Origin of the sequence: Streptomyces sp. NBC_00876, from assembly GCF_045207435.1 — a bacterium.
Classification (GTDB): Bacteria; Actinomycetota; Actinomycetes; order Streptomycetales; family Streptomycetaceae; genus Streptomyces.
Genome location: NZ_CP108800.1, coordinates 2,230,560 through 2,249,607, shown reverse-complemented (window position 1 = coordinate 2,249,607; position 19,048 = coordinate 2,230,560). Strand labels below are relative to the sequence as shown.

General features: G+C 69.8%; 21 protein-coding genes and 1 pseudogene. 8 read left to right on the top strand and 14 right to left on the bottom strand.

The window, feature by feature from the left end; translation table 11 throughout:
* Positions 1-35: 35 nt before the first annotated feature.
* Complete coding sequence (locus tag OG782_RS09920; protein ID WP_406449403.1) at positions 36-944, top strand: Gfo/Idh/MocA family protein; 909 nt, start codon at positions 36-38, stop codon at positions 942-944.
* Between the two features lie 280 nt (positions 945-1,224).
* On the opposite strand, the gene OG782_RS09915 is transcribed toward OG782_RS09920, so the two are convergent.
* Positions 1,225-1,590 (bottom strand): arsenate reductase family protein, encoded by a 366-nt coding sequence (locus OG782_RS09915; RefSeq protein ID WP_406449401.1) that lies wholly within the window; start codon positions 1,588-1,590, stop codon positions 1,225-1,227.
* A gap of 118 nt (positions 1,591-1,708) precedes the next feature.
* Here OG782_RS09915 and OG782_RS09910 point away from each other — a divergent pair, with 118 nt between their 5' ends.
* The gene (locus OG782_RS09910; RefSeq protein ID WP_406449399.1) at positions 1,709-1,978 is read left to right on the top strand and encodes a hypothetical protein; all 270 of its coding nucleotides are present in this window, start codon (positions 1,709-1,711) and stop codon (positions 1,976-1,978) included.
* 57 nt (positions 1,979-2,035) lie between these two features.
* On the opposite strand, the gene OG782_RS09905 is transcribed toward OG782_RS09910, so the two are convergent.
* Positions 2,036-2,473: a hypothetical protein gene (locus OG782_RS09905; RefSeq protein WP_406449397.1), complete on the bottom strand. Its 438-nt coding sequence runs from the start codon at positions 2,471-2,473 to the stop codon at positions 2,036-2,038.
* A gap of 134 nt (positions 2,474-2,607) precedes the next feature.
* Here OG782_RS09905 and OG782_RS09900 point away from each other — a divergent pair, with 134 nt between their 5' ends.
* Positions 2,608-3,105, top strand: a complete 498-nt coding sequence (locus OG782_RS09900) for a hypothetical protein (RefSeq protein WP_406449395.1) — start codon at positions 2,608-2,610, stop codon at positions 3,103-3,105.
* A 137-nt stretch (positions 3,106-3,242) separates the two neighbouring features.
* Here the strand turns inward: OG782_RS09900 and OG782_RS09895 are convergent, their stop codons facing one another.
* Entirely contained in the window at positions 3,243-4,019 is a 777-nt protein-coding gene (locus OG782_RS09895; RefSeq protein WP_406449393.1) for a MerR family transcriptional regulator, read from the bottom strand.
* A gap of 306 nt (positions 4,020-4,325) precedes the next feature.
* Between OG782_RS09895 and OG782_RS09890 the strand changes: the two genes are divergently transcribed.
* Positions 4,326-5,552, top strand: coding sequence for a serine hydrolase domain-containing protein (locus OG782_RS09890; RefSeq protein ID WP_406449391.1), 1,227 nt, complete (start codon positions 4,326-4,328; stop codon positions 5,550-5,552).
* 323 nt (positions 5,553-5,875) lie between these two features.
* On the opposite strand, the gene OG782_RS09885 is transcribed toward OG782_RS09890, so the two are convergent.
* Positions 5,876-7,321 (bottom strand): hypothetical protein, encoded by a 1,446-nt coding sequence (locus tag OG782_RS09885; protein ID WP_406449389.1) that lies wholly within the window; start codon positions 7,319-7,321, stop codon positions 5,876-5,878.
* 288 nt (positions 7,322-7,609) lie between these two features.
* On the opposite strand from OG782_RS09885, the gene OG782_RS09880 reads away from it, so the two are divergent.
* Positions 7,610-7,885 carry a hypothetical protein gene (locus tag OG782_RS09880; protein WP_406449387.1) on the top strand — a complete coding sequence of 92 codons (276 nt, stop codon included), beginning with the start codon at positions 7,610-7,612 and terminating at the stop codon, positions 7,883-7,885.
* A 15-nt stretch (positions 7,886-7,900) separates the two neighbouring features.
* On the opposite strand, the gene OG782_RS09875 is transcribed toward OG782_RS09880, so the two are convergent.
* From OG782_RS09875 to OG782_RS09865, 3 genes and pseudogenes are all read right to left on the bottom strand, one after another.
* On the bottom strand, positions 7,901-8,512 hold the full coding sequence (locus OG782_RS09875; RefSeq protein ID WP_406449385.1) for a tyrosine-type recombinase/integrase: 612 nt from the start codon (positions 8,510-8,512) through the stop codon (positions 7,901-7,903).
* 316 nt (positions 8,513-8,828) lie between these two features.
* Positions 8,829-8,984, bottom strand: a pseudogene (locus tag OG782_RS09870) (integrase); the annotation flags it as partial.
* A 187-nt stretch (positions 8,985-9,171) separates the two neighbouring features.
* Positions 9,172-9,438 carry a helix-turn-helix domain-containing protein gene (locus tag OG782_RS09865; RefSeq protein WP_406449383.1) on the bottom strand — a complete coding sequence of 89 codons (267 nt, stop codon included), beginning with the start codon at positions 9,436-9,438 and terminating at the stop codon, positions 9,172-9,174.
* 414 nt (positions 9,439-9,852) lie between these two features.
* On the opposite strand from OG782_RS09865, the gene OG782_RS09860 reads away from it, so the two are divergent.
* Positions 9,853-10,080 (top strand): helix-turn-helix transcriptional regulator, encoded by a 228-nt coding sequence (locus tag OG782_RS09860; protein WP_406449381.1) that lies wholly within the window; start codon positions 9,853-9,855, stop codon positions 10,078-10,080.
* Between the two features lie 225 nt (positions 10,081-10,305).
* Here the strand turns inward: OG782_RS09860 and OG782_RS09855 are convergent, their stop codons facing one another.
* From OG782_RS09855 to glnA, 3 genes are all read right to left on the bottom strand, one after another.
* Positions 10,306-10,776: an Imm21 family immunity protein gene (locus OG782_RS09855; protein WP_406449379.1), complete on the bottom strand. Its 471-nt coding sequence runs from the start codon at positions 10,774-10,776 to the stop codon at positions 10,306-10,308.
* A gap of 61 nt (positions 10,777-10,837) precedes the next feature.
* On the bottom strand, positions 10,838-11,230 hold the full coding sequence (locus tag OG782_RS09850; RefSeq protein ID WP_406449377.1) for a CPCC family cysteine-rich protein: 393 nt from the start codon (positions 11,228-11,230) through the stop codon (positions 10,838-10,840).
* 437 nt (positions 11,231-11,667) lie between these two features.
* Positions 11,668-13,077, bottom strand: coding sequence for a type I glutamate--ammonia ligase (glnA, locus tag OG782_RS09845; RefSeq protein ID WP_406449375.1), 1,410 nt, complete (start codon positions 13,075-13,077; stop codon positions 11,668-11,670).
* 265 nt (positions 13,078-13,342) lie between these two features.
* On the opposite strand from glnA, the gene OG782_RS09840 reads away from it, so the two are divergent.
* The gene (locus OG782_RS09840; protein ID WP_406449373.1) at positions 13,343-13,810 is read left to right on the top strand and encodes an RDD family protein; all 468 of its coding nucleotides are present in this window, start codon (positions 13,343-13,345) and stop codon (positions 13,808-13,810) included.
* A gap of 84 nt (positions 13,811-13,894) precedes the next feature.
* On the opposite strand, the gene OG782_RS09835 is transcribed toward OG782_RS09840, so the two are convergent.
* From OG782_RS09835 to lipB, 4 genes are all read right to left on the bottom strand, one after another.
* Positions 13,895-14,605, bottom strand: coding sequence for a DUF4191 domain-containing protein (locus OG782_RS09835; RefSeq protein WP_406449371.1), 711 nt, complete (start codon positions 14,603-14,605; stop codon positions 13,895-13,897).
* 19 nt (positions 14,606-14,624) lie between these two features.
* On the bottom strand, positions 14,625-14,825 hold the full coding sequence (locus tag OG782_RS09830) for a hypothetical protein (protein ID WP_406449369.1): 201 nt from the start codon (positions 14,823-14,825) through the stop codon (positions 14,625-14,627).
* 315 nt (positions 14,826-15,140) lie between these two features.
* Positions 15,141-16,106 carry a lipoyl synthase gene (gene lipA, locus OG782_RS09825; RefSeq protein ID WP_406449367.1) on the bottom strand — a complete coding sequence of 322 codons (966 nt, stop codon included), beginning with the start codon at positions 16,104-16,106 and terminating at the stop codon, positions 15,141-15,143.
* Between the two features lie 132 nt (positions 16,107-16,238).
* Positions 16,239-17,051, bottom strand: coding sequence for a lipoyl(octanoyl) transferase LipB (gene lipB, locus OG782_RS09820; protein WP_406449365.1), 813 nt, complete (start codon positions 17,049-17,051; stop codon positions 16,239-16,241).
* Between the two features lie 265 nt (positions 17,052-17,316).
* Here lipB and OG782_RS09815 point away from each other — a divergent pair, with 265 nt between their 5' ends.
* Entirely contained in the window at positions 17,317-19,029 is a 1,713-nt protein-coding gene (locus OG782_RS09815; RefSeq protein WP_406449363.1) for a regulator, read from the top strand.
* Positions 19,030-19,048: the final 19 nt, after the last annotated feature.

The window sequence follows — 19,048 nt, the reverse complement described above, 5'->3', positions numbered from 1 at the left end:
AACGGTCACGGCGCCCCACCAGGCACACTGGTCCCATGTATCCATCTGTGACCCCCCTTCGTGTCGGCCTGGTCGGTACGGGCCCCTGGGCCCGCAACACCCATGCCCCCGCCCTCGCCGCCCACCCCGGCGTCGTGCTGAGCGGGGTGTGGGGCCGGCGTGCGGAGGCCGCGCAGGAGCTGGCCGCCGCGCACGGCGTCACGGCCTTCACCGGTGACGCGGGGCTCGACGAGCTCTTCGCCGCGAGCGACGCCGTGGCGTTCGCGCTGCCGCCGGACGTCCAGGCCCCGCTGGCCGCGCGCGCCGCGGCGGCCGGCTGCCATCTCCTGATGGACAAGCCGGTCGCCACGGACGTCGCGGCCGCGCGTGAGGTGGCCGAGGCCGCCGAACAGGCCCGGGTCGCCTCGATCGTCTTCTGCACGCTGCGGTTCGCGCCGGAGACCTCCGCCTGGATCGCCGAACAGCAGGCGACGGGCGACTGGTTCACCGCCCGCGCCCACTGGATCGGCGCCCTGTGGGCCCCCGGTGCGGACAGCGAGTACGCCGCGTCCCCCTGGCGCCACGAGAAGGGCGGCCTCTGGGACGTCGGCCCGCACGCGCTCTCGGTCCTCATCCCGGTGCTCGGCGATGTCACCGCCCTGACCGCCGCCCGTGGCCCCGCCGACACCCACCACCTCGTCCTGCGCCACGCCTCCGGCGCCTCCAGCACGGTGACGCTCACGCTGGCCGCGCCGGCCGCCGCGGCCGGGGTGGAGATCGAGCTCAGGGGCGAGCACGGCATCGCCTCGCTGCCGCGGTGGGGCGGCGCCGTCGACGCGTTCCGCGCGGCGGTGGACGCGCTGATCGAATCGGTGCGTACGGGGGAGCCGCACCCCTGCGACGTACGGTTCGGGCTCCGCCTGACGGAACTGCTCGCGGAGGCCGGGGCGCAGGCGGCGAAGTAGCTCCCGGCGCCCGGCCGGGCGGTTTGGCCTCCACCCAGGGGCCGCCGCCCGGCACCGCCGCTCGGCACCGCCGCTCAGCACCGCCGCTCAGCACCGCCGCTCAGCGCGGCCGCTCAGCACCGCCGCTCAGCACCGCCGCTCAGCGCGGCCGCTCAGCGCGGCCGCTCAGCGCGGCCGCTCAGCGCGGCCGCTCAGCGCGGCCGCTCAGCGCGGCCGCTCAGCGCGGCCGCTCAGCGCGGCCGCTCAGCGCGGCCGCTCGGCGCTCAGGGCGTCCCGGGAACTACACCGAGCGCCCCAGGGCGTCCCGGACCGCTTCATCCGTGCGCGCGACCACGGCCGTGCCGTCCTCCGCCGTGATGATCGGCCGCTGGATCAGCCTGGGATGCGCGGCGAGGGCGGTGATCCACCGCTCCCGCGCATCCGCGTCGCGCGGCCACTCCTTGAGCCCCAGCTCCTTGGCGTCCGCCTCCTGGGTCCGGGTGATGTCCCACGGCTCCAGCCCCAGCCGGTCGAGCACGGCCCGGATCTCGTCCGGCGACGGAACGTCCTCCAGATAGCGGCGGACGGTGTAGTCGGCGCCCTCCGCGTCGAGCAGCTGCACCGCGCTGCGGCACTTGGAACAGGCGGGATTGATCCAGATCTCCATGGGGCCAAAGGTACGGGATGGACCGCGAAAACCCCTCTGGCCAGGGGCGATTGTCAGTGGGGGGCGGTAAAATAGGGGTAGTTCGTGAGGGTTCCACCACCGCGCCAGGAGGTTGCCAATGGCCGTTGCCGCAGTCACGACCAAGCCGCTCCACACGCCCCTGCAGAAGAAGCCGCTCCCCGCCGGCCGTCCCCGTGAGTGGTACGTCTCCCACAATCGCCGGCTGAAGGCGATGCGTCTGGCGATCGCCCTGCTCGACGCGGGCGTCCACCACCCGTCGAGCGCGCGCAACGCCCGGATACGCACGACCGCCGAGCGCCTCGGCATCCACCCGCCGTCCGACACCACCTGCCGCATGGTCCGCGCGCTGATCCGCTACGGCCGCTGACCCCACCCCTCCCGCACGTCGCCGCGCCCCCTGGAGCCCCGGGGGCGCGGCCGCGTCTCAGAACCCGTTGCACGTGGCGGTGGCGAAGGCGCCGGAGGCCCTGGCGGTGCGCCGGGTGCGGTCGTCCACCGTCACCGAACAGGCCACGTCACCACCCGCCTTCCCGAGGCTGACGGCGAACCGGCCACCGCTCATGAATCCCTTGGTGTCCAGTTCCCCGGCCCACGGCAGTGTCCGCAGGGTCAGCCGCCCGGTCGACAGCTCCTTGCCCTGCCAGGTGCTGTAGGTGAGTGTCACGTCCTCGGCGGCGCCAGTGACCTCGTACCGGATGTGCACGGTCCGCGAGCCCTCTGCGGAGACCTCGTGGGCCAGCACCGCGGAGACCGCGCCGGCACCGAGGGCGAGCAGCACCAGGATCATCAGCACCACCCACGGCCACAGCCGCCGCGGGGGCGGCGGCGGGACCGGATCGTCGTGTGCGGCCTGCTCGCTCATCCCTCCAGACTCGGCCGTCCGGGCCCGGCCCGCGACCCCGCCGCCACCGCCCCTCACCCGTCCGGCCTACACCGCATGCGCCCCCACCCGTCGCCGCCTTCACTTGGGGCGACGGACGAGTGCTGGGAGGCACGATGACGAGGCGAGGCGTACGGGGCGCGAGCGCGGTCCTGGTGGCGATGATCGTGGCAACCACGGCATCGGCATGCTCGGACAGCGGGGACACGGCATCCAGCACGGTGTCCAAGGCGGCATCGGCGGCTTCCTCGGTGGCTTCGTCGGCCGCCTCCAAGGGCGCCGACGTGGTCGCATCGGCGACGGCCGCCGCCGAGGACAAGCTGAACAGCTTCAAGGACGGCGTGAACGCGAGCGGCGACGTCAAGGCGGGCGCCCCGGCCACCGACAAGGACGGCCACATCACTTCGAAGATCACGGTGAAGAACAGCACCGATTCCAAGCAGTCCTACGCCGTGCAGGTCAACTTCCAGGACCCGAACGGGAATCTGCTCGACACGGTCGTGGTGACGGTCGACGACGTGGCCTCCAAGGGAAGCAAGGACGCCACGGCCCGCAGCAACCGCAAGCTCGACGGGGACGTCAAGATCGAGGTGGGCAAGGCGCTGCGGCACTGACCGCGTGGGGCGGCCCTGGATCGCGCCGATCCGGGCCGCCCCGGCCGCGTGCGCAGCTCAGGACCTGGCAACTCCGAGACGGATCCGCCACCTGCCCTCGCAGCGCTGTGGAAGCAGCCGGATCTGCTGGGCGGCCGTCACCGAAGCGGGACGGCGATGCCGGCTGCGCGCAGGTTCGCCTCGACCAGCGTGTTCAGCCGGGCGATGGAGGGTGACTGGTCTTCCCGGTGGTGGTTGACCATCTCGTACCGGGAGGCGGCGTCGGGCCGGCTCTGAAACCCGGCCGGCATCGCCAGCAGCGCGCGGTCGGCCAGCAGCTTGTCGGCCAGCGTGGACGCCAGCTCCTCGATCCGTGGGTCGTCCGGATCCCAGGACCTCGCATCCCAGGCGCGCTTGGTCAGCTCGACGGACTCGGGATCTTCGAGCGAATGTCCCAGCCGGGTCAGGAAGCTGTCGAAGACCTCCGGGACCAGCGCCCGGGCCAGCACCAGAGCCTCCCGTTGACCGGCCACATAGTCGGTACTGAAACCGAGTCCGGCGAGTCGGTCCAGGATGGCACAGGCCCGGTCGGGCAGCAGGGCCCGGTCGCCGTGGTCGAGACGGTCCAGCCTGTCGCGGCGCGCGATCAGGTCGTCGATCCGTTCGGTGAGCTGGTGATGGATGTCGTCCAGGGTGGCGGCGAACGTCTGGGGATCGGCGTCGAGCAGGTCACCGATCCCGGCCAGCGGCACACCGGCCGCGGCCAGGGTCCGGACCTGGACCAGCCGGAACAGCTCGTCCGACCGGTACCGGCGGTAGCCGGAACCGTCGCGTTCCGGCTCGGCGAGCAGGCCGAGCCGGTGATAGTGCCGCACGGTCTTGATCGTGACACCGGCGAACGCCGCCGCCTGACCGATCGTGAGCCCGTCTGCCATCGGCTCGGCGCACCTCCAAGTCGTGGGCGGCCGCGGTCTCTCGCGACCCGCGCCGGCGACGGCCGGGAAGTCCGGACGATCGCAGGGGCGAGGATAGCGCGCACCGGTTCCGGCCCGTCCGCCCCTGCTGCCGAAGAGGTCCGAGACGGCGATCGGTGCCGGTATCCCCTGATCGCCACAGTGGGTCGACCTTGACCTTGACCTTGACCTTGGGTCAAGGCCGCAGGCTCTTCACACGGCCCGTCGAAGGGCCGGGCAGCCATCGGGGCCGCCGTGAGAACTACCACTGTGAACAGGGGATTCATCATGGGAACAAGCAACAGCGGCTTCTCCGAGGCAGGGCTGCGCCGACTGCGCGAGGTGCTGGCACGGCATGTCGAGTCCAAGAGGATTCCCGGCCTTGTCGCCCTGGTCAGCCGCGGCGGCCAGGCGCACGTCGAAGCGATCGGGACGATGCGCCATGACGGTGGCCCGCCGATGCGCCGGGACACGATCTTCCGGATGGCGTCCACGTCCAAACCGGTCACGATGGCGGCGGCGATGATCCTGCTCGACGAGTGCCGGCTGCGGCTGGACGACCCGGTGGACCAGTGGCTGCCCGAACTCGCCGACCGGCAGGTGCTGAAGCGGCCCGACGGACCGCTGGACGACACCGTGCCTGCGCAGCGGCCGATCACCGTACGGGACCTGCTGACCTCCACGTTCGGGCTCGGAGTGGACTTCGAGTCGATGGCTTCCCCGATCAGGGCCGCGACCTTCGAGCGACTCGACTACAGCGTGGCATCCGGGCCGGCGCCCGGGCCGGACGAGTGGATGCGCCGTCTCGGCGAGCTGCCACTGCAGTACCAGCCCGGAGTGCGGTGGCAGTACGACCTCAGCAACGAGGTGGTCGGTGTGCTGGTCTCCAGGGTCACGGGACAGTCGTTGGAGGCCTTCCTGCGGACACGCATCCTCGACCCGCTGGGGATGAAGGACACCGCCTTCCACGTGCCCGCCGACAGGATCGACCGCCTGCCGCCCCTGTACGGGCCCGACCCGCAGACCGGCGAGTTCGTCGTGTGGGACGAGGCGGCAGGGGGAAGGTCCAGCGTGCCCCCCGCGTTCCAGGGCGCCGGCGGCGGGCTGGTCTCCACCGCCGACGACTACCACGCCTACTTCCGGATGCTGCTGAACCACGGGATGCACGGGAGCGAACGGATCCTGTCCCGGGCCGCCGTCGAGCTGATGACCACCAACCGCCTCTCGCCCGGGCAACTGGCCGCCCGGGAAACCATGTTCGGCAGAGCCGCCCACCTGTCCTCCGGCCAGGGGTCGCATGGCGGCTGGGGCTTCGGGATGGCGGTCCGCACCCATCGTGGCGACTACGCGCCCATCGGCCAGTTCGGCTGGTTCGGCGGCACCGGCACCACCGCCTGCGCAGACAGGACCAACCAGCTCACCGGAGTCCTGCTCACCCAGGTCGGACTGTCCACCCCGGACTCGCCGCGTGCCATGAACGACTTCTGGACCACGCTCTACCAGGCCATCGACTGACACCGAAGCCACTCACCGGCCCACCCCGATACCGGAAGACCGCGAAGGAGCCCGGACAAGCCGACGAGGGCCGCTGCCCCGGTTGTGGGGAAGCGGCCCTCGTCGGCGTTCCTGACATCACGTCAGTGCATCGGCCGGGCGGTGCGCCCGGCCCCGCGGTTTAGAGGTCGAAGTAGAGCTAGAGAGATGCTCTGACCTGCATAGACCAGCCTCCGATGGGGCCTGGGTGCACACCGGGTGCACGCTGCTGATCGGTGGCTTGTTCGGACAGGTGATCGCCCCCGTCCCGTCGAAGGGCTGGTTGCCGAGGACGTGTCCTACGGTCAACTCCTGATTCCTGCCTCTCGCTTGAGACGGTTCATCACGTACGTGCTGAAAAGGTGATCGCACCGGCCGAGGAGATCGGCCACCTCTGGGCCCCCGAGCGGCACGTTCGCCGACGGCTGCCAGCGCTGGACGGACTGCTCGGACCAGCGGCGCAGCTTGTCGTCCGAGTCGTTCAACAGGGCGACTGCAGAACGCAGTTGGATCACTCCGCCCTGTACGTCGAGCAGCCGGAACGCGGCGAGCCGGGTGTGACGGGGCCGGTCCGGTGCGAGCCGATTGAGCAGCCAGTCGGTATCCAGGTTGCCTGCTGACGGGGCGAGCGCAGTCGCCGCCTCGCGTGCGACGGCCGGTGCCGGATCGTCGAGGAGCGCGCGCAGACGTTCTGCCTCCACCGCGTCCAGGGCGCGCAGCCCCACCACCGCGCCCACCCGGACCGCACCCACAGGGTGCGTGACCAGCGGCCACAGCAGCTCGGCATCGGCGCGTACCCCGCACTCGCCGAGCCCAGCCGGCGCCCCCGGCGGCACCTCGCCAGCGCGCGTGCACCAGTCCCTGTACAGCGGAAGCGGATCGATTTCCTCCTGTCGTACGACATAGCGCGCGCAGGCCCGCACCAGCGACGAGCGGTCGACCAGGAACTCCTGTGCTCGGCTTGCCTGCCCAGCCCGCCGCAGCCCGGTCACACCGGCTGACCGCACCCAAGGATTACGGGAGCCGAGCAGCGGCACGAGCACCTCGTCGTAGTCGGCTTCCGACGCTCCTGCGAGCGCGACGTCGGCGCACAGTTTCTGGACGACCGTGTCGTTGTCGCGGGCGGCCGTACGGGCCATCTCGGCGGGGGACAGCCGGCGTTCGGCCACGGCGATGCGATGGGCGAACCTGCGCACGTCACGGTCCCGGTCGGTGAGCAGCGGAACGAGCTGCCCGTGCGGCGCCTGGCACAGCAGCTCGCGCAGCAGTCCGACCGCGAACTCCCCGCGGTCCCGGCGCCCAGCCTTCAGAACCAGCGTCGCGAGCCCTGTGACATCCGCGCCGTCGAGCCCGGCCCGCAGCACCTTGCGGGCTCGCTCGCGCACGGGAGCCGCCCAGTCGGCACATCGGACGACGACGAGCGGCAACAGCGCGGGCCGTCCCGCTGCCTTGCCCACGGCCGCCTCTCGAACCCGCCCGTCAGGGTGGCACAGCGCCAAGGCGAGCCGGGCGTCGTCGAGCTCCCGGCCCTGCCGTCGAACGGCGAATCCCTTGAGGCCCCAACTCGTCTGCCCGTCGATGACCTCGGTCCGTGTGGGCAGCAACTCGCGCTGCGACCAGCCGAGATCCCGCACGCCGAGATCGAGGCTGAGCCACGAGTCAGGATCACGGACATCGAGTACCTCACCCAATGCCACCCCTTCACCCAGCCGTACGGCGGCCGCCACCCCGGTTCCGTCGTCCCCGCCCATGCGTGCCCCGCAATATGTGTATTCGACCTGTCTGATCTGCGGTGATGCTACGCCGCCCACTCCGGCCGGTCGCCTGATATATCCGCACGCGGACTGCAGCTCGCTGTCTCCGGGCGACCGGTCACGTGACCGGCCGGGTCCGCCAGAGGTCGAATTGGAGGTGTGCAACGGCTCTGAACTGCGGCGACGTATGGTCTGCGAGTGGGCGGTGCATAGACAGTGCGCATTGCGAGGGAGGGGCGGCGGAGCGGGGTTTCGATCGCACCCTGGCGGCGCATCTAGTCCCTCATGACCGACGCACCGCAGGAACAGCTCGACGGCTTCGTGCAGGCCATCAACGACCTCTACTTAGCCACGGTGCGTGACGAGGGCATTCGCAGGGCGTCTGATGCCGCGGCCAATCTCCACTCGGGCAGTGGCTACCTCTACGCGCCGACGGAGGTTCTTGAGGCGTTCTCGCGGGCCATCGAGATCGGCTACGCGGCGGCCTTGCAGGACGTGCGCCAAGGCAAGCTCGACATGGACATCCAAGGATGGCGGCCTGAACTGTTCGAAGGCGATTGACCTGTGAAAGCGTCGTCAGGCGGCTGACCGGTATCGCCGGCCGATTGCCTTGCGGGCTTTCTCGACCGCGCCCGTCACACGGTGGACGTACCGGCGAAGGGTGAACGCCGGATCTTCGTGCCCGAGCAGGTCGGCGAGGGTGTAGACATCCACACCCTCGTTGATCGCCTCGGAAGCGAAGAGGTGCCGCAGTGCGTGCATCATCTTGTCGCGGCATGCCTCCCACTTGCGGCCCTTGCCAACGGGCTTGTCGTTGAGGGCCTTTATCGCGCCGATCGCCTCCAGGGCGCCCTTCCAGAGGTAGTTGAAGTAGTTCTTGTTCAGCGGCTTGCGCTCCCGTGTGGTGAACACCAGGAGTACGGTCACAGGCTCACCGTCCTTGGTCATCCACGGCAAGGTGACCTCGACCGGCGGGTGCTTGCGCATGTGCTCGGAGAGCAGTGCGGCCAGCGCATCGCCGACTGGCACGCAGCGGTCCTTGGGATCGTCATCCGTGCCGCCCTTCGGCGGAGCGAAGACCAGCGTGCCGCGGTCGTGGGTGATCTGGCGGCGGATGTGGACGACCTTGTCCTTCTGTAGCCAATTGACGTCCTCGGGGCTGAAGCCGAAGATCTCGCCCTGCCTCATGCCGAGCCCCCCGGCCGCAGTCGACCGTGGCTTGGTAGCGGCCGGGCAGGTGCTGGCGCACCCCGTCCGTCTGTTCCCAGGACAGCGGGACGTCCTTCGCTGCCTTCTTTGACCGGCTCGGCTTCATGCGCTTCACCGACCCCGTCTCGCAAGGGTTCTTGGCGATCAGGTCGTCGTCCGCGGCCATGGCCAATATCGACGACAGGTGTGTGAAGACCAGCCCGACCGTCGTCTCGTCCAGCACCTGCAGCCGTCGCTTGATCCAGGTCTGCACGGTGGACGCCTTGATCTGGCGCAGCTTGAGCGAGCCCAGCGGCCCGATGATGTGGTTGCGGACGCGGGATTCGTACTGGGCGTAGGTCCGAGGGTTGTCGAAGGTCTGGTTCCCCAGCCACTGCTCGGCCACCGCCTTGAGCTGGGCCTCGCCCTTCCGCGGGTCGATGTACGTGCCGTCGTTGACGCTGCCCTGCATCTTGGTGAGGTGCTGCCGGGCGTCCTCGTACCGGTCGAAGCTCTCGCTCTGCTGCTGCCCGTCGGGATCGCGCCACCGGGCCAACCACCGCTTGCCGCGACTGTGTTCGCGGGACGGGACCTTGTTGTGGGTTGTGCACTTCTCGTCGCCGACCTGCGGCCGCTTCTTGTGCCAGCGGTCGTACGGCTCAGCCACGTGGCGCCGCCAAGTAGTCCGCGAGCAGAGCGCTCGGCGAGATGCCGAGTGCGGCGGCGATGGCGACGAGGTCATCGACGTCGCAACGGCGGCGAGCGCGCTCGGTGCGACTGAGGGCGGTGTTGGTCATGGGGCAGCCGAGGGCGGTGCAGCGCTCGGCGAGGTCCTGCTGCGAGAGCCCGCGCAGTAGACGCAGGCGCTCGATATTGCGCGCGGCCTGAATTCCGGCCGGGCCTATTTCAATGGGTCGGGTTGCCATGACAGATAGCTGTAACTCGCATTCGGCAGCCATGGCAAGGGGATACTCAAGAACTCGTGAAAACTCGGCGGCGTTAGAGATTTCGGCGGTTCAGTGAAGCCGGATTCTCGTGCTATGGTCCCGCGCCGCTGTTCCCTGGGAGTGCTGCGGGCGGTTGCTGACCTGGGCAGTGATGGTTTCGTCCCGCAGGTTGAGGCCGAATCGGGCAGCTGGGGGTGCTCCGGCGGGAAAGCGGACAGATCCCCTTGGATTTCGGAGTGATTTCGGCAACCGGGGATTCGAGTCTACGGTTTTGGTCTCACTCGGCGACAGGCCGTTTGGGGCGGCCGTGGAATTTCCGCACAATGCCGCTGGACGCCGCCGGGAAACCTGTGGCTGTCTTGTCCACCCCACCACTTCCGTGAAGGAGCCCCTATGCCCCGAACCCCTCGCCCCGCAGCTTCCGACGGTGCGGGTCCTGTCCCGCTGGCGACGCCGGAGGAGGTCGCGGTCTACCTGGGTGTGCCGGTGAAGACGCTCTATCAGTGGCGTCATCGCCGTACCGGTCCGACCGTGCACAAGGTCGGTCGGCACCTGCGCTACCGGTGGCGGGAGGTGGACGCGTGGCTGGACGCGCAGACCTCGTACGACCTCACGGTCTGACTCCGCACCTGGCGGGGACAGCGAAGCGGCCCCCGGCGAGCAACCGCCGAGGGCCGAGGATTCCCCAACTGATCGCCCAAATCTGAAGGAACGACCCGAGAGGGGCCGAACGACCGCGCCCAGTTGTGACGTACCGCTCGATGACATGTCCGTATCCGATGTCGCCTGGGTGCTGGATCGGCACGCGAATCACCGGCCGTACGGCGTGAGTCGGACAAGGCCGAATCAGGTGCGCGGGTTCGGCTCCACGTATGCGTACTCGACCACGTAGACCCCCGAGGGCAGTTCGATGGGCAGGTGGTTGTCCGGTTGGTGGTCAGGCAGGTCGGTGCCGGACCAGGCAGCGTCGAAAAGGACGACCCCGCCGGCTGGGACAGTCCACCGCACGGGGGATTGCCACTCGGCCGCGTTGAGCGCGGGGTCGAGTGCGGCCAGGATGTCGCTCTCGGAGTCGGCACCGCCCCACCGGATGAAGAGCATTCGGTCCGGCAGGAAGGTCGTGGTGTCAGGGCTGTCGGCCAGTACCAGGGCCTCGGCGCCCCGCATGTCCCGGACCTCTTGGAAGACCTCGATGGCAGTCAGCTGACCGAAGGTGCCGAGGGACGGTAGACCGTCGATGATCACAGGGATGGCGGGGATGCCCATGTGGATCAGCTCGGCGCGGGCATCCATGGACTGGTCAGCATCGCCATCCATCTGCTAGACGAGGACTTCGATGCGGGATGCCATGCGGGGTTCCTCTCAGGTGGTCGTCAGCTCAGTCTGCGTCAGGCGAGATGTCGCGGCGCCAGAAGGTCGGCAGCCACCAGCACAGAACCGAGCGGTCCTCGGGCCAGGGGACCCACTCCGCTGCGTCCCAGTCCTCGAAGGAGTCCAGGGACTGATCGATGGGTCGCCACATTGGGTCGAGAGGCTCGTCTACCGCAGCGGGCCGTACGAACTGCCGACCGTTTCGATCGCAGGCGTCGAATGAGAGGTAGTTCTGCTGGGCCTCGATGAGGGACACGCGGTTGGCTCCGCCATCCATCGTGGGCCACCGGAATTGAACGCCGTCGTCTTCCCAGAAACAGATGGGGCAGATCTCGTAGGAGCCGGGCATTTCATCGAGGACGAGATGCCCGCAGCACGGACACGGAAATGGGCTGCTCATCGGCGCAGTGTGGACGATGGCCCACCCGCCTCACCACTGGGTTTCCGAGCTGACCCGGTACATGCCGTGCGTGAGCGATGCGCGAGTGACGAGGAAGCACACGTTGGATCACGCGGCACGGGCGCAAGCAGCGCTGCGCTCCTGATCAGGCAAGACAGGACCGGCATGCAATCACGACATCACCCGTCACGATCTTGCAGGCCCTCGTAAGCGTAGGTCTCAAGTGGAGCCGCGACATAAAACGAATGAGGCCGCCACCCCAACGGGGAGTGGCGGCCTCACTGTTGCTGACGCTACGTCAGAGAATCAGCCGGACGGTGCACACACGGTGCACAAGAGGGCGGAAAGCGAGCGGCAACAACGAGCACTGCTGAACAGTGTTTTCGCAGGTCAACGCATACTTCCAAGAACCCGCCCAGGTCGCCCAGACCTGATCTTTAGAGGTCGAAGTACAGCTCGAACTCGTGCGGGTGCGGGCGCAGCTGGATCGGGGCGATCTCGTTCGTGCGCTTGTAGTCGATCCACGTCTCGATCAGGTCGGGCGTGAAGACGCCGCCTGCCAGGAGGTACTCGTGGTCCGCCTCGAGGGCGTCGAGCACGGCCGGGAGGGACGTCGGGACCTGCTGGACGTTGGCGTGCTCCTCGGGAGCCAGCTCGTAGAGGTCCTTGTCGATCGGCTCGGCCGGCTCGATCTTGTTCTTGACGCCGTCCAGGCCGGCCATCAGGAGGGCCGAGAAGGCGAGGTACGGGTTGGACGACGGGTCCGGGGCGCGGAACTCGACGCGCTTGGCCTTCGGGTTGGAGCCCGTGATCGGGATGCGCATCGCGGCGGACCGGTTGCGCTGCGAGTACACCATGTTGACCGGGGCCTCGAAGCCGGGGACCAGGCGGTGGTAGGAGTTCACCGTCGGGTTGGTGAACGCCAGCAGCGACGGGGCGTGCTTCAGGATGCCGCCGATGTAGTAGCGCGCCATGTCCGAGAGGCCCGCGTAGCCCTGCTCGTCGTAGAACAGCGGGTCGCCGCCGGCCCAGAGGGACTGGTGGACGTGCATGCCCGAACCGTTGTCGCCGAAGATCGGCTTCGGCATGAAGGTCGCGGTCTTGCCGTTGCGCCAGGCGACGTTCTTCACGATGTACTTGAAGAGCATCAGGTCGTCGGCCGCGGCGAGCAGCGTGTTGAACTTGTAGTTGATCTCGGCCTGGCCGGCGGTGCCGACCTCGTGGTGCTGGCGCTCGACCTGGAGGCCGTTCTTGTCCAGCTCCAGGGAGATCTCGGCACGCAGGTCGGCGAAGTGGTCCACCGGCGGGGTCGGGAAGTAACCGCCCTTGTAGCGGACCTTGTAGCCGCGGTTGTTCTCCTCCGACCCGGTGTTCCAGGCGCCCGCCTCGGAGTCGATGTGGTAGAAGCTCTCGTTCGCCGACGTCTGGAAGCGGACGTTGTCGAAGACGTAGAACTCGGCCTCGGGACCGAAGTACGCGGTGTCGGCGATACCGGTGGAGGTCAGGTACGCCTCGGCCTTCTTGGCCACGTTCCGCGGGTCACGGCTGTACTGCTCGCCGGTGATCGGGTCGTGGATGAAGAAGTTGATGTTGACGGTCTTGTCGCGGCGGAACGGGTCGACACGGGCGGTCGACAGGTCTGCGCGGAGCGCCATGTCGGACTCGTGGATGGCCTGGAAGCCGCGGATCGACGAGCCGTCGAACGCCAGCTCCTCGGTCGGGTCGAAGACCGCCGCCGGGATGGTGAAGTGCTGCATCACACCGGGCAGGTCGCAGAACCGGACGTCGATGAACTTGACGTCTTCGTCGGCGATGTACTTCTTCACGTCGTCGGCGTTCTGGAACATCCAACTCCTCCTACTCCCGGCCCGGGAGGGACGGGGTTGTAGCTCGTTGTGTGGCCAGTGCGGTGGCACACGCTGGACCCGACCATAGGCAGACCGGATTTCTCAAGCATGACCCATTTGTTTCGCCGAAGTTAACCGAGCCGGGTGCGGGTGGCATCCCAGGGCCGTACGGCGGCCGGTTCCGGACCGGTATCGGCGCGGTGACCGGCGGTGGGGGCGGGACCCGGACGGCAGGGCGCGAGGGCGGGCGCAGTACCGTGGTCGGGTGGACAATAGGCAAGCAATCGGATCGTGGCTCTCCGGGCCGCGCGCGGCAGCCGAGGAGATGGGCGCCGACTTCGGGTACCGGGGCAAGCGGCTCGGCCTTCCCGAACAGGGACCGGGCGCCATCGCGCCGCTCGGCCGGCGCTTCGGCGCGATCTTCGTCGACTGGGCCCTGTGCCTGGTGATCGCATACGGGCTGTTCGCTCGCGGTGACCAGCAGGCGGCCGGCAACTGGGCGCTCGGCATCTTTCTCGTACTGAGCGTGCTCACCGTCGGCACCATCGGCTGCACGCCCGGCAAGCGCTTCCTGGGCATCAAGGTCGTCGCCGAGGACGGCGGGCGGCTCGGGTTCGGGAGGGTGCTGGTGCGCAGTGTGCTGCTGTGCCTGGTGATCCCGGCCCTGGTCTGGGACCGCGACGGCCGCGGTCTGCACGACCGGCTGTCCCGCGCCGTCCAGGTCCGTATCTGAGGAACGTACGAGCGGACACACGAAGAGGGCGGGGCACGAACCACTGGTTCGCGCCCCGCCCTCTTCGTATGTCCGGCTGTCCGGTCAGCGCATCTTTCCGCCGCGCGGCATCCGCATGCCCTTGGGCATCGGGCCCTTCGGCAGCGGCATGTTGCTCATCAGGTCGCCCATGGCGCGCAGCCGGTCATTGGCCGCCGTCACCTGCGGGCCGGTCAGGACGCGCGGCAGCTTCAGCATCTTGGTGCGCACCTTCTTGAGCGGCACCTGGCCCTCGTCGTTGCCGACGATGATGTCGTGCACCGGTACGTCGACCACGATGCGGGCCATCTTCTTCTTCTCGGCCGCGAGCAGGACCTTCACCCGGTTCGGGTTGCCCTCACCCACCAGCACGATGCCCGCCTTGCCCACGGCACGGTGGACGACGTCCTGGCTGCGGTTCATCGCGACCGCGGGCGTCGTGGTCCAGCCGCGGCCCACGCGGTCCAGCACCGCCGCGGCGGCGCCCGGCTGCCCTTCCATCTGTCCGAAGGCCGCACGCTCGGCACGTCGCCCGAAGACGATCGCCATCGCGAGGAGGGCCAGTACGAAGCCCAGGATGCCCACGTAGATGGGGTGGCCGATCAGGAAACCGATCGCGAGGAGGACACCGAAGGTGACGATTCCCACACCCGCGACGACAAGACCGATCCTGGGGTCGGTCCGCCTGGTCATCTTGTAGGTCAGGGCGATCTGCTTGAGCCGCCCCGCGTTCTCGGCGCTGTCCGCGCCTTCAGTGGTGTTTGCCTTCCTCGCCATGCAATGAAGTTTACGTGGCCTAGGAACGGTGGTCGGCCACGGCCTCCAGTACGTACTCGGACTCAGTCCGGTCCTTGGCCCGGCGGCGGTCCTCCAGGACCGCCGTCCAGGCGTTGCGGCGGGCGGTCCGCTGGCCGCTGCTCAGCAGCAGCGACTCGACGGCCCGGAGGGCGTCGGTGACGGACGGGATGGCGGTGGCGCGTACCGGCACGGCCTGCATCGTGGAAGTCCCCTCGGAACGAATGCGTTCACTGAGCGGCGCTCGGTGAGCGGAGTGTGCTGCGCGGACTGGATACGGGGCGCAGGGTCGGCAGCGGCCGAAACCACTGCTCTGCGTGTATCCAGGGTCACTGCTTGGTGTTACCAGCGCATGACCTGTCGGTCAAACACCAATGAAACCTTGATACGGGCGCCGCGCACGCCGACGCGGCCCATACGCGCCTCCGGCCCGGGAGGAGCGCATGGACCGCATCGAATCAGCCGTTACTGCATTACTGCTCAGTAGCTCATTGTGTCCGGACTCACGCGGACGTTCCTACGCGGACGGCGTCGCGGCGACGGCCCCCCGCGCCTCCATCGCCTGCTGGAACAGCCGGCCGGCGCGGTAGGAGGACCGGACCAGCGGGCCGGACATCACGCCGGAGTAGCCGATCTCGTCGGCCTCCTCCTTGAGCTCCACGAACTCGTGCGGCTTCACCCAGCGCTCGACCGGGTGGTGGCGCACGGACGGGCGCAGGTACTGCGTGATCGTGATGAGCTCGCAACCGGCGTCGTACAGGTCCTGGAGCGCCTCGCTGACCTCTTCACGGGTCTCGCCCATGCCGAGGATCAGGTTGGACTTGGTCACCAGACCGGCCTCGCGGGCCCGCGTGATGACCTCGAGCGAACGCTCGTAACGGAATCCGGGGCGGATCCGCTTGAAGATGCGCGGCACCGTCTCCACGTTGTGCGCGAGCACCTCGGGGCGCGAGGAGAAGACCTCGGCGAGCTGCTCGGGCTCCGCGTTGAAGTCGGGGATCAGCAGCTCGACCTTGGTGCGGCCGGCCTCCCGCTCCGCCGTCAGCGCGTGGATCTGGCGCACGGTCTCCGCGTACAGCCAGGCACCGCCGTCCTCCAGGTCGTCGCGGGCGACGCCGGTGATGGTGGCGTAGTTCAGGTCCATCGTGACCACCGACTCACCCACCCGGCGGGGTTCGTCCCGGTCCAGCGCCTGCGGCTTGCCCGTGTCGATCTGGCAGAAGTCACAGCGCCGGGTGCACTGGTCACCGCCGATGAGGAACGTGGCCTCGCGGTCCTCCCAGCACTCGAAGATGTTGGGGCAGCCGGCCTCCTGGCACACCGTGTGCAGACCCTCGCTCTTCACGAGCTTCTGCAACTGGTTGTACTCGGGGCCCATCTTCGCCCGGGTTTTGATCCACTCGGGCTTGCGCTCGATGGGGGTCTGGCTGTTCCGGACCTCGAGGCGCAGCATCTTGCGCCCGTCGGGTGCGACAGCGGACACTCCGGCACTCCCCTTTGCTTTCGCTGCATTGGATTCTTCGGCGAACACCAGGGTACGCCCGTAGTTCAATCGGCTTTACGTCTGCCCAACCTGTGGCCGGCAGGGCCTATTCCCGGAGCGGTGCTCCGGGCGTCACGCCGTGGCCACGGCCTCGTCCCCGCGCACGACCGTGCGCGGGGCGAGCTCGGCGTTCTCCAGGACGTCCCGCAGGTGCTTCTCGACGACCGGGAGCACCTGCGCGATCGTCAGGTCGCGGCCCAGTTCGTACGCGAGCGAGGTGACGCCGGCGTCCCGGATGCCGCACGGCACGATCCGGTCGAAGGAGGTGTTGTCCGGGTTCACATTGAGGGCGAAGCCGTGCATGGTCACGCCCTTGGCGACCCGGATGCCGATCGCGGCCAGCTTGCGGTCCTCGCGGCGCTGGCCGGCGTTGGACGGGGCGTACTCGGGGCCGTTCAGCCGGGCGTCGAACTCCTCGTCGTGCAGACGGGGGTCGAAGTCCAGGGACAGTCCGCCGAGCGCGGGGCGCTCCTCGACCGGGTCGCCGAGGACCCAGACACCGCTGCGGCCCTCGACCCGGGAGGTCTCCACGCCGAAGTCGGCGGCGGTGCGGATCAACGCGTCCTCCAGCCGGCGCACATGGGCGACGACATCCACCGGACGCGGCAGCTTCTGGATCGGGTAGCCGACCAGCTGGCCCGGACCGTGCCAGGTGATCTTCCCGCCGCGGTCGACGTCGATGACCGGGGTGCCGTCCAGGGGGCGCTCGCTGTCGGCCGTGCGCCGGCCGGCCGTGTAGACGGGCGGGTGCTCCAGCAGCAGGCAGGTGTCGGGGACGGTGTCCTCGAACCGTGCCGCGTGCACCTCGCGCTGCTTCTGCCAGGCCTCCTGGTAGTCGACGGCGTTCTCGCCGAATCCCAGACGGACGAACCGAAGCTCAGTCACGACAGCAGCCTCTCTACTTGCGGTGCCCGGGGCCGGGGGTGTCCCCGTCGTCACGTCACCAGGCACCGGATCGCGCCCCGGCCACTGTACGACCGGTGCCGGAGCGGTGGCCCGGCAGGTCGTTCCCGTCAGCGCCGCCTTCAATCCTCACACGATCGGATGAATGTGAAGCGAAGGAGGCTGAGGCCGCCTCGGGGGCCGCTAAATTCGCGCCGTTCCATAAGGGCTGCCCGCCCGGCCCCGAAGGCAGGAGACCCTACAGCTGATGTCGGAACGACCTCCGCAGCGCACCCCCAACCGCCGACTCGCCTCGCTCATCACCGAGGCCGGTTTCTCCAACGCCGGCCTCGCCCGCCGGGTGGACCAGCTCGGCCTCGAACACGGCCTCGACCTGCGGTACGACAAGACCTCCGTGACCCGCTGGCTGCGCGGCCAGCAGCCACGGGGCACCACCCCCGCGCTGATCGCCGAGGTCTTCACCCGGCGGCTCGGACGCCGGCTCTCCGCGCAGGACCTGGGCCTGGACGCCTGCGCCCCCGTCTACGCGGGCCTGGAGTTCGCCGCCACACCCGCCGAGGCGGTCGACATCGTCAGCGGGCTGTGGCGCAAGGACTCCGGCAGCCAGGCGGAGCTGCGGAAGATCGCCTTCACCCCGGCGGGGCTGGTCGTCCCCAGCCGGGACTGGCTGATCGGGCGGGCGGACGAGTGGGTGGGGCGGGGGAACGAGGCGGCGACGGTGGCCGGCGGGCCGGCCAGGACCGGTGGGGGAGGCGGCGGGGCAGGCAGGACGTACGGGCCGCAGGCTCCCCCAGGACCGCGCGGGGCGGCCGGGCCGCACGGGACGTACGGCACCGGACACGGGGGCCCCGGTGGCGGTTTTGCACCCGGCGGGATGGCGGGGGGGCCGGGGGTGCCCGAGCAGGGCGGTGTGGCCGGCCCCGGCAGCCGCCACAGCGTCCGCGGGCCGGTGCCGTCCCGGCCCGGCGGCGCCCACGCACCGGCCGGCTCCCCGGCGCTCTCCGTGCCGGGCGCCCCCGGCGTCCCGCGCCAGCGGCAGACCGAGCGGGGCTCCGGCCAGAAGGTCAGCAGCGGCGACGTCGCCGCCCTGCGGTCGGTCTCCGAGCTCTTCCGCACCCTCGACCACGCCTACGGCGGCGGCCACGCCCGCCAGGCCCTCGTCCGGTACCTGGAGCACGAGACGGAACCGATGCTGCGCGGCACGTACGGGGAGACCACCGGACGGCGGCTGTTCGCCGCCGCGGCCGATCTGACCCGGCTGGCCGGCTGGACCTCGTACGACATCGCGGCCCACGGGCTCGCCCAGCGCTACTTCGTCCAGGCACTCCGGCTCGCCCAGGCCGCCGGTGACCGCGCCTACGGCAGCTACGTCCTGATCACCATGAGCAGGCAGGCCGTCTACCTCTCGCACGGCCGGGAGGCGGTGCAGCTGGCGCGGGTGGCCCAGCAGGGCATCGGCTCCGCCGCGCCCCACGCCGTCCTGGCCCTGCTGCACGCGGTCGAGGCACGTGGCCACGGGGTACTGGGCGAGGCCAAGGCCTGCGCGGCCTCGCTGGCCCGCGCGGAACGCGCACTGGAGACCTCCCGGCCCGGCGACGAGGTGCCGCACTGGGCGCGCTACTTCGACGAGGCGCAGCTCGCCGACGAGTTCGGCCACTGCCACCGTGACCTCCAGCAGTACCGGGCCGCCGCGCAGTACGCGGAGCGCTCGCTCCAGTTGCGCTCACCCGCGTACGCCCGCAGCCGGCTGTTCTGCCGGGTGGTGCTGGCCTCCGCCCGGCTCGGGCTCGGCGAGCTCGACCAGGCCTGCCGGCTGGGCGCGGAGGCCGCACAGCAGGCCGCCGAGATGCGGTCGGTGCGCGCCACCGAGTACGTGCGCGACTTCGAGCGACGGCTCGAGCCGTTCCGGGACGCCGCCGCCGTGCGCGGATACCGCGAGCGGGTTGCCGCACTCGGGTGAGGCCGGGGGCCGCGGGGCC

Bases quoted from the DNA above. Each gene is read 5' to 3' on its own strand.
- OG782_RS09920 (WP_406449403.1), top strand. From the start codon at position 36: ATGTATCCATCTGTGACCCCCCTTCGTGTCGGCCTGGTCGGTACGGGC.
- OG782_RS09915 (WP_406449401.1), bottom strand. From the start codon at position 1,590: ATGGAGATCTGGATCAATCCCGCCTGTTCCAAGTGCCGCAGCGCGGTG.
- OG782_RS09910 (WP_406449399.1), top strand. From the start codon at position 1,709: ATGGCCGTTGCCGCAGTCACGACCAAGCCGCTCCACACGCCCCTGCAG.
- OG782_RS09905 (WP_406449397.1), bottom strand. From the start codon at position 2,473: ATGAGCGAGCAGGCCGCACACGACGATCCGGTCCCGCCGCCGCCCCCG.
- OG782_RS09900 (WP_406449395.1), top strand. From the start codon at position 2,608: ATGACGAGGCGAGGCGTACGGGGCGCGAGCGCGGTCCTGGTGGCGATG.
- OG782_RS09895 (WP_406449393.1), bottom strand. From the start codon at position 4,019: ATGGCAGACGGGCTCACGATCGGTCAGGCGGCGGCGTTCGCCGGTGTC.
- OG782_RS09890 (WP_406449391.1), top strand. From the start codon at position 4,326: ATGGGAACAAGCAACAGCGGCTTCTCCGAGGCAGGGCTGCGCCGACTG.
- OG782_RS09885 (WP_406449389.1), bottom strand. From the start codon at position 7,321: ATGGGCGGGGACGACGGAACCGGGGTGGCGGCCGCCGTACGGCTGGGT.
- OG782_RS09880 (WP_406449387.1), top strand. From the start codon at position 7,610: ATGACCGACGCACCGCAGGAACAGCTCGACGGCTTCGTGCAGGCCATC.
- OG782_RS09875 (WP_406449385.1), bottom strand. From the start codon at position 8,512: ATGAGGCAGGGCGAGATCTTCGGCTTCAGCCCCGAGGACGTCAATTGG.
- OG782_RS09865 (WP_406449383.1), bottom strand. From the start codon at position 9,438: ATGGCAACCCGACCCATTGAAATAGGCCCGGCCGGAATTCAGGCCGCG.
- OG782_RS09860 (WP_406449381.1), top strand. From the start codon at position 9,853: ATGCCCCGAACCCCTCGCCCCGCAGCTTCCGACGGTGCGGGTCCTGTC.
- OG782_RS09855 (WP_406449379.1), bottom strand. From the start codon at position 10,776: ATGGATGGCGATGCTGACCAGTCCATGGATGCCCGCGCCGAGCTGATC.
- OG782_RS09850 (WP_406449377.1), bottom strand. From the start codon at position 11,230: ATGAGCAGCCCATTTCCGTGTCCGTGCTGCGGGCATCTCGTCCTCGAT.
- glnA (WP_406449375.1), bottom strand. From the start codon at position 13,077: ATGTTCCAGAACGCCGACGACGTGAAGAAGTACATCGCCGACGAAGAC.
- OG782_RS09835 (WP_406449371.1), bottom strand. From the start codon at position 14,605: ATGGCGAGGAAGGCAAACACCACTGAAGGCGCGGACAGCGCCGAGAAC.
- OG782_RS09830 (WP_406449369.1), bottom strand. From the start codon at position 14,825: ATGCAGGCCGTGCCGGTACGCGCCACCGCCATCCCGTCCGTCACCGAC.
- OG782_RS09815 (WP_406449363.1), top strand. From the start codon at position 17,317: ATGTCGGAACGACCTCCGCAGCGCACCCCCAACCGCCGACTCGCCTCG.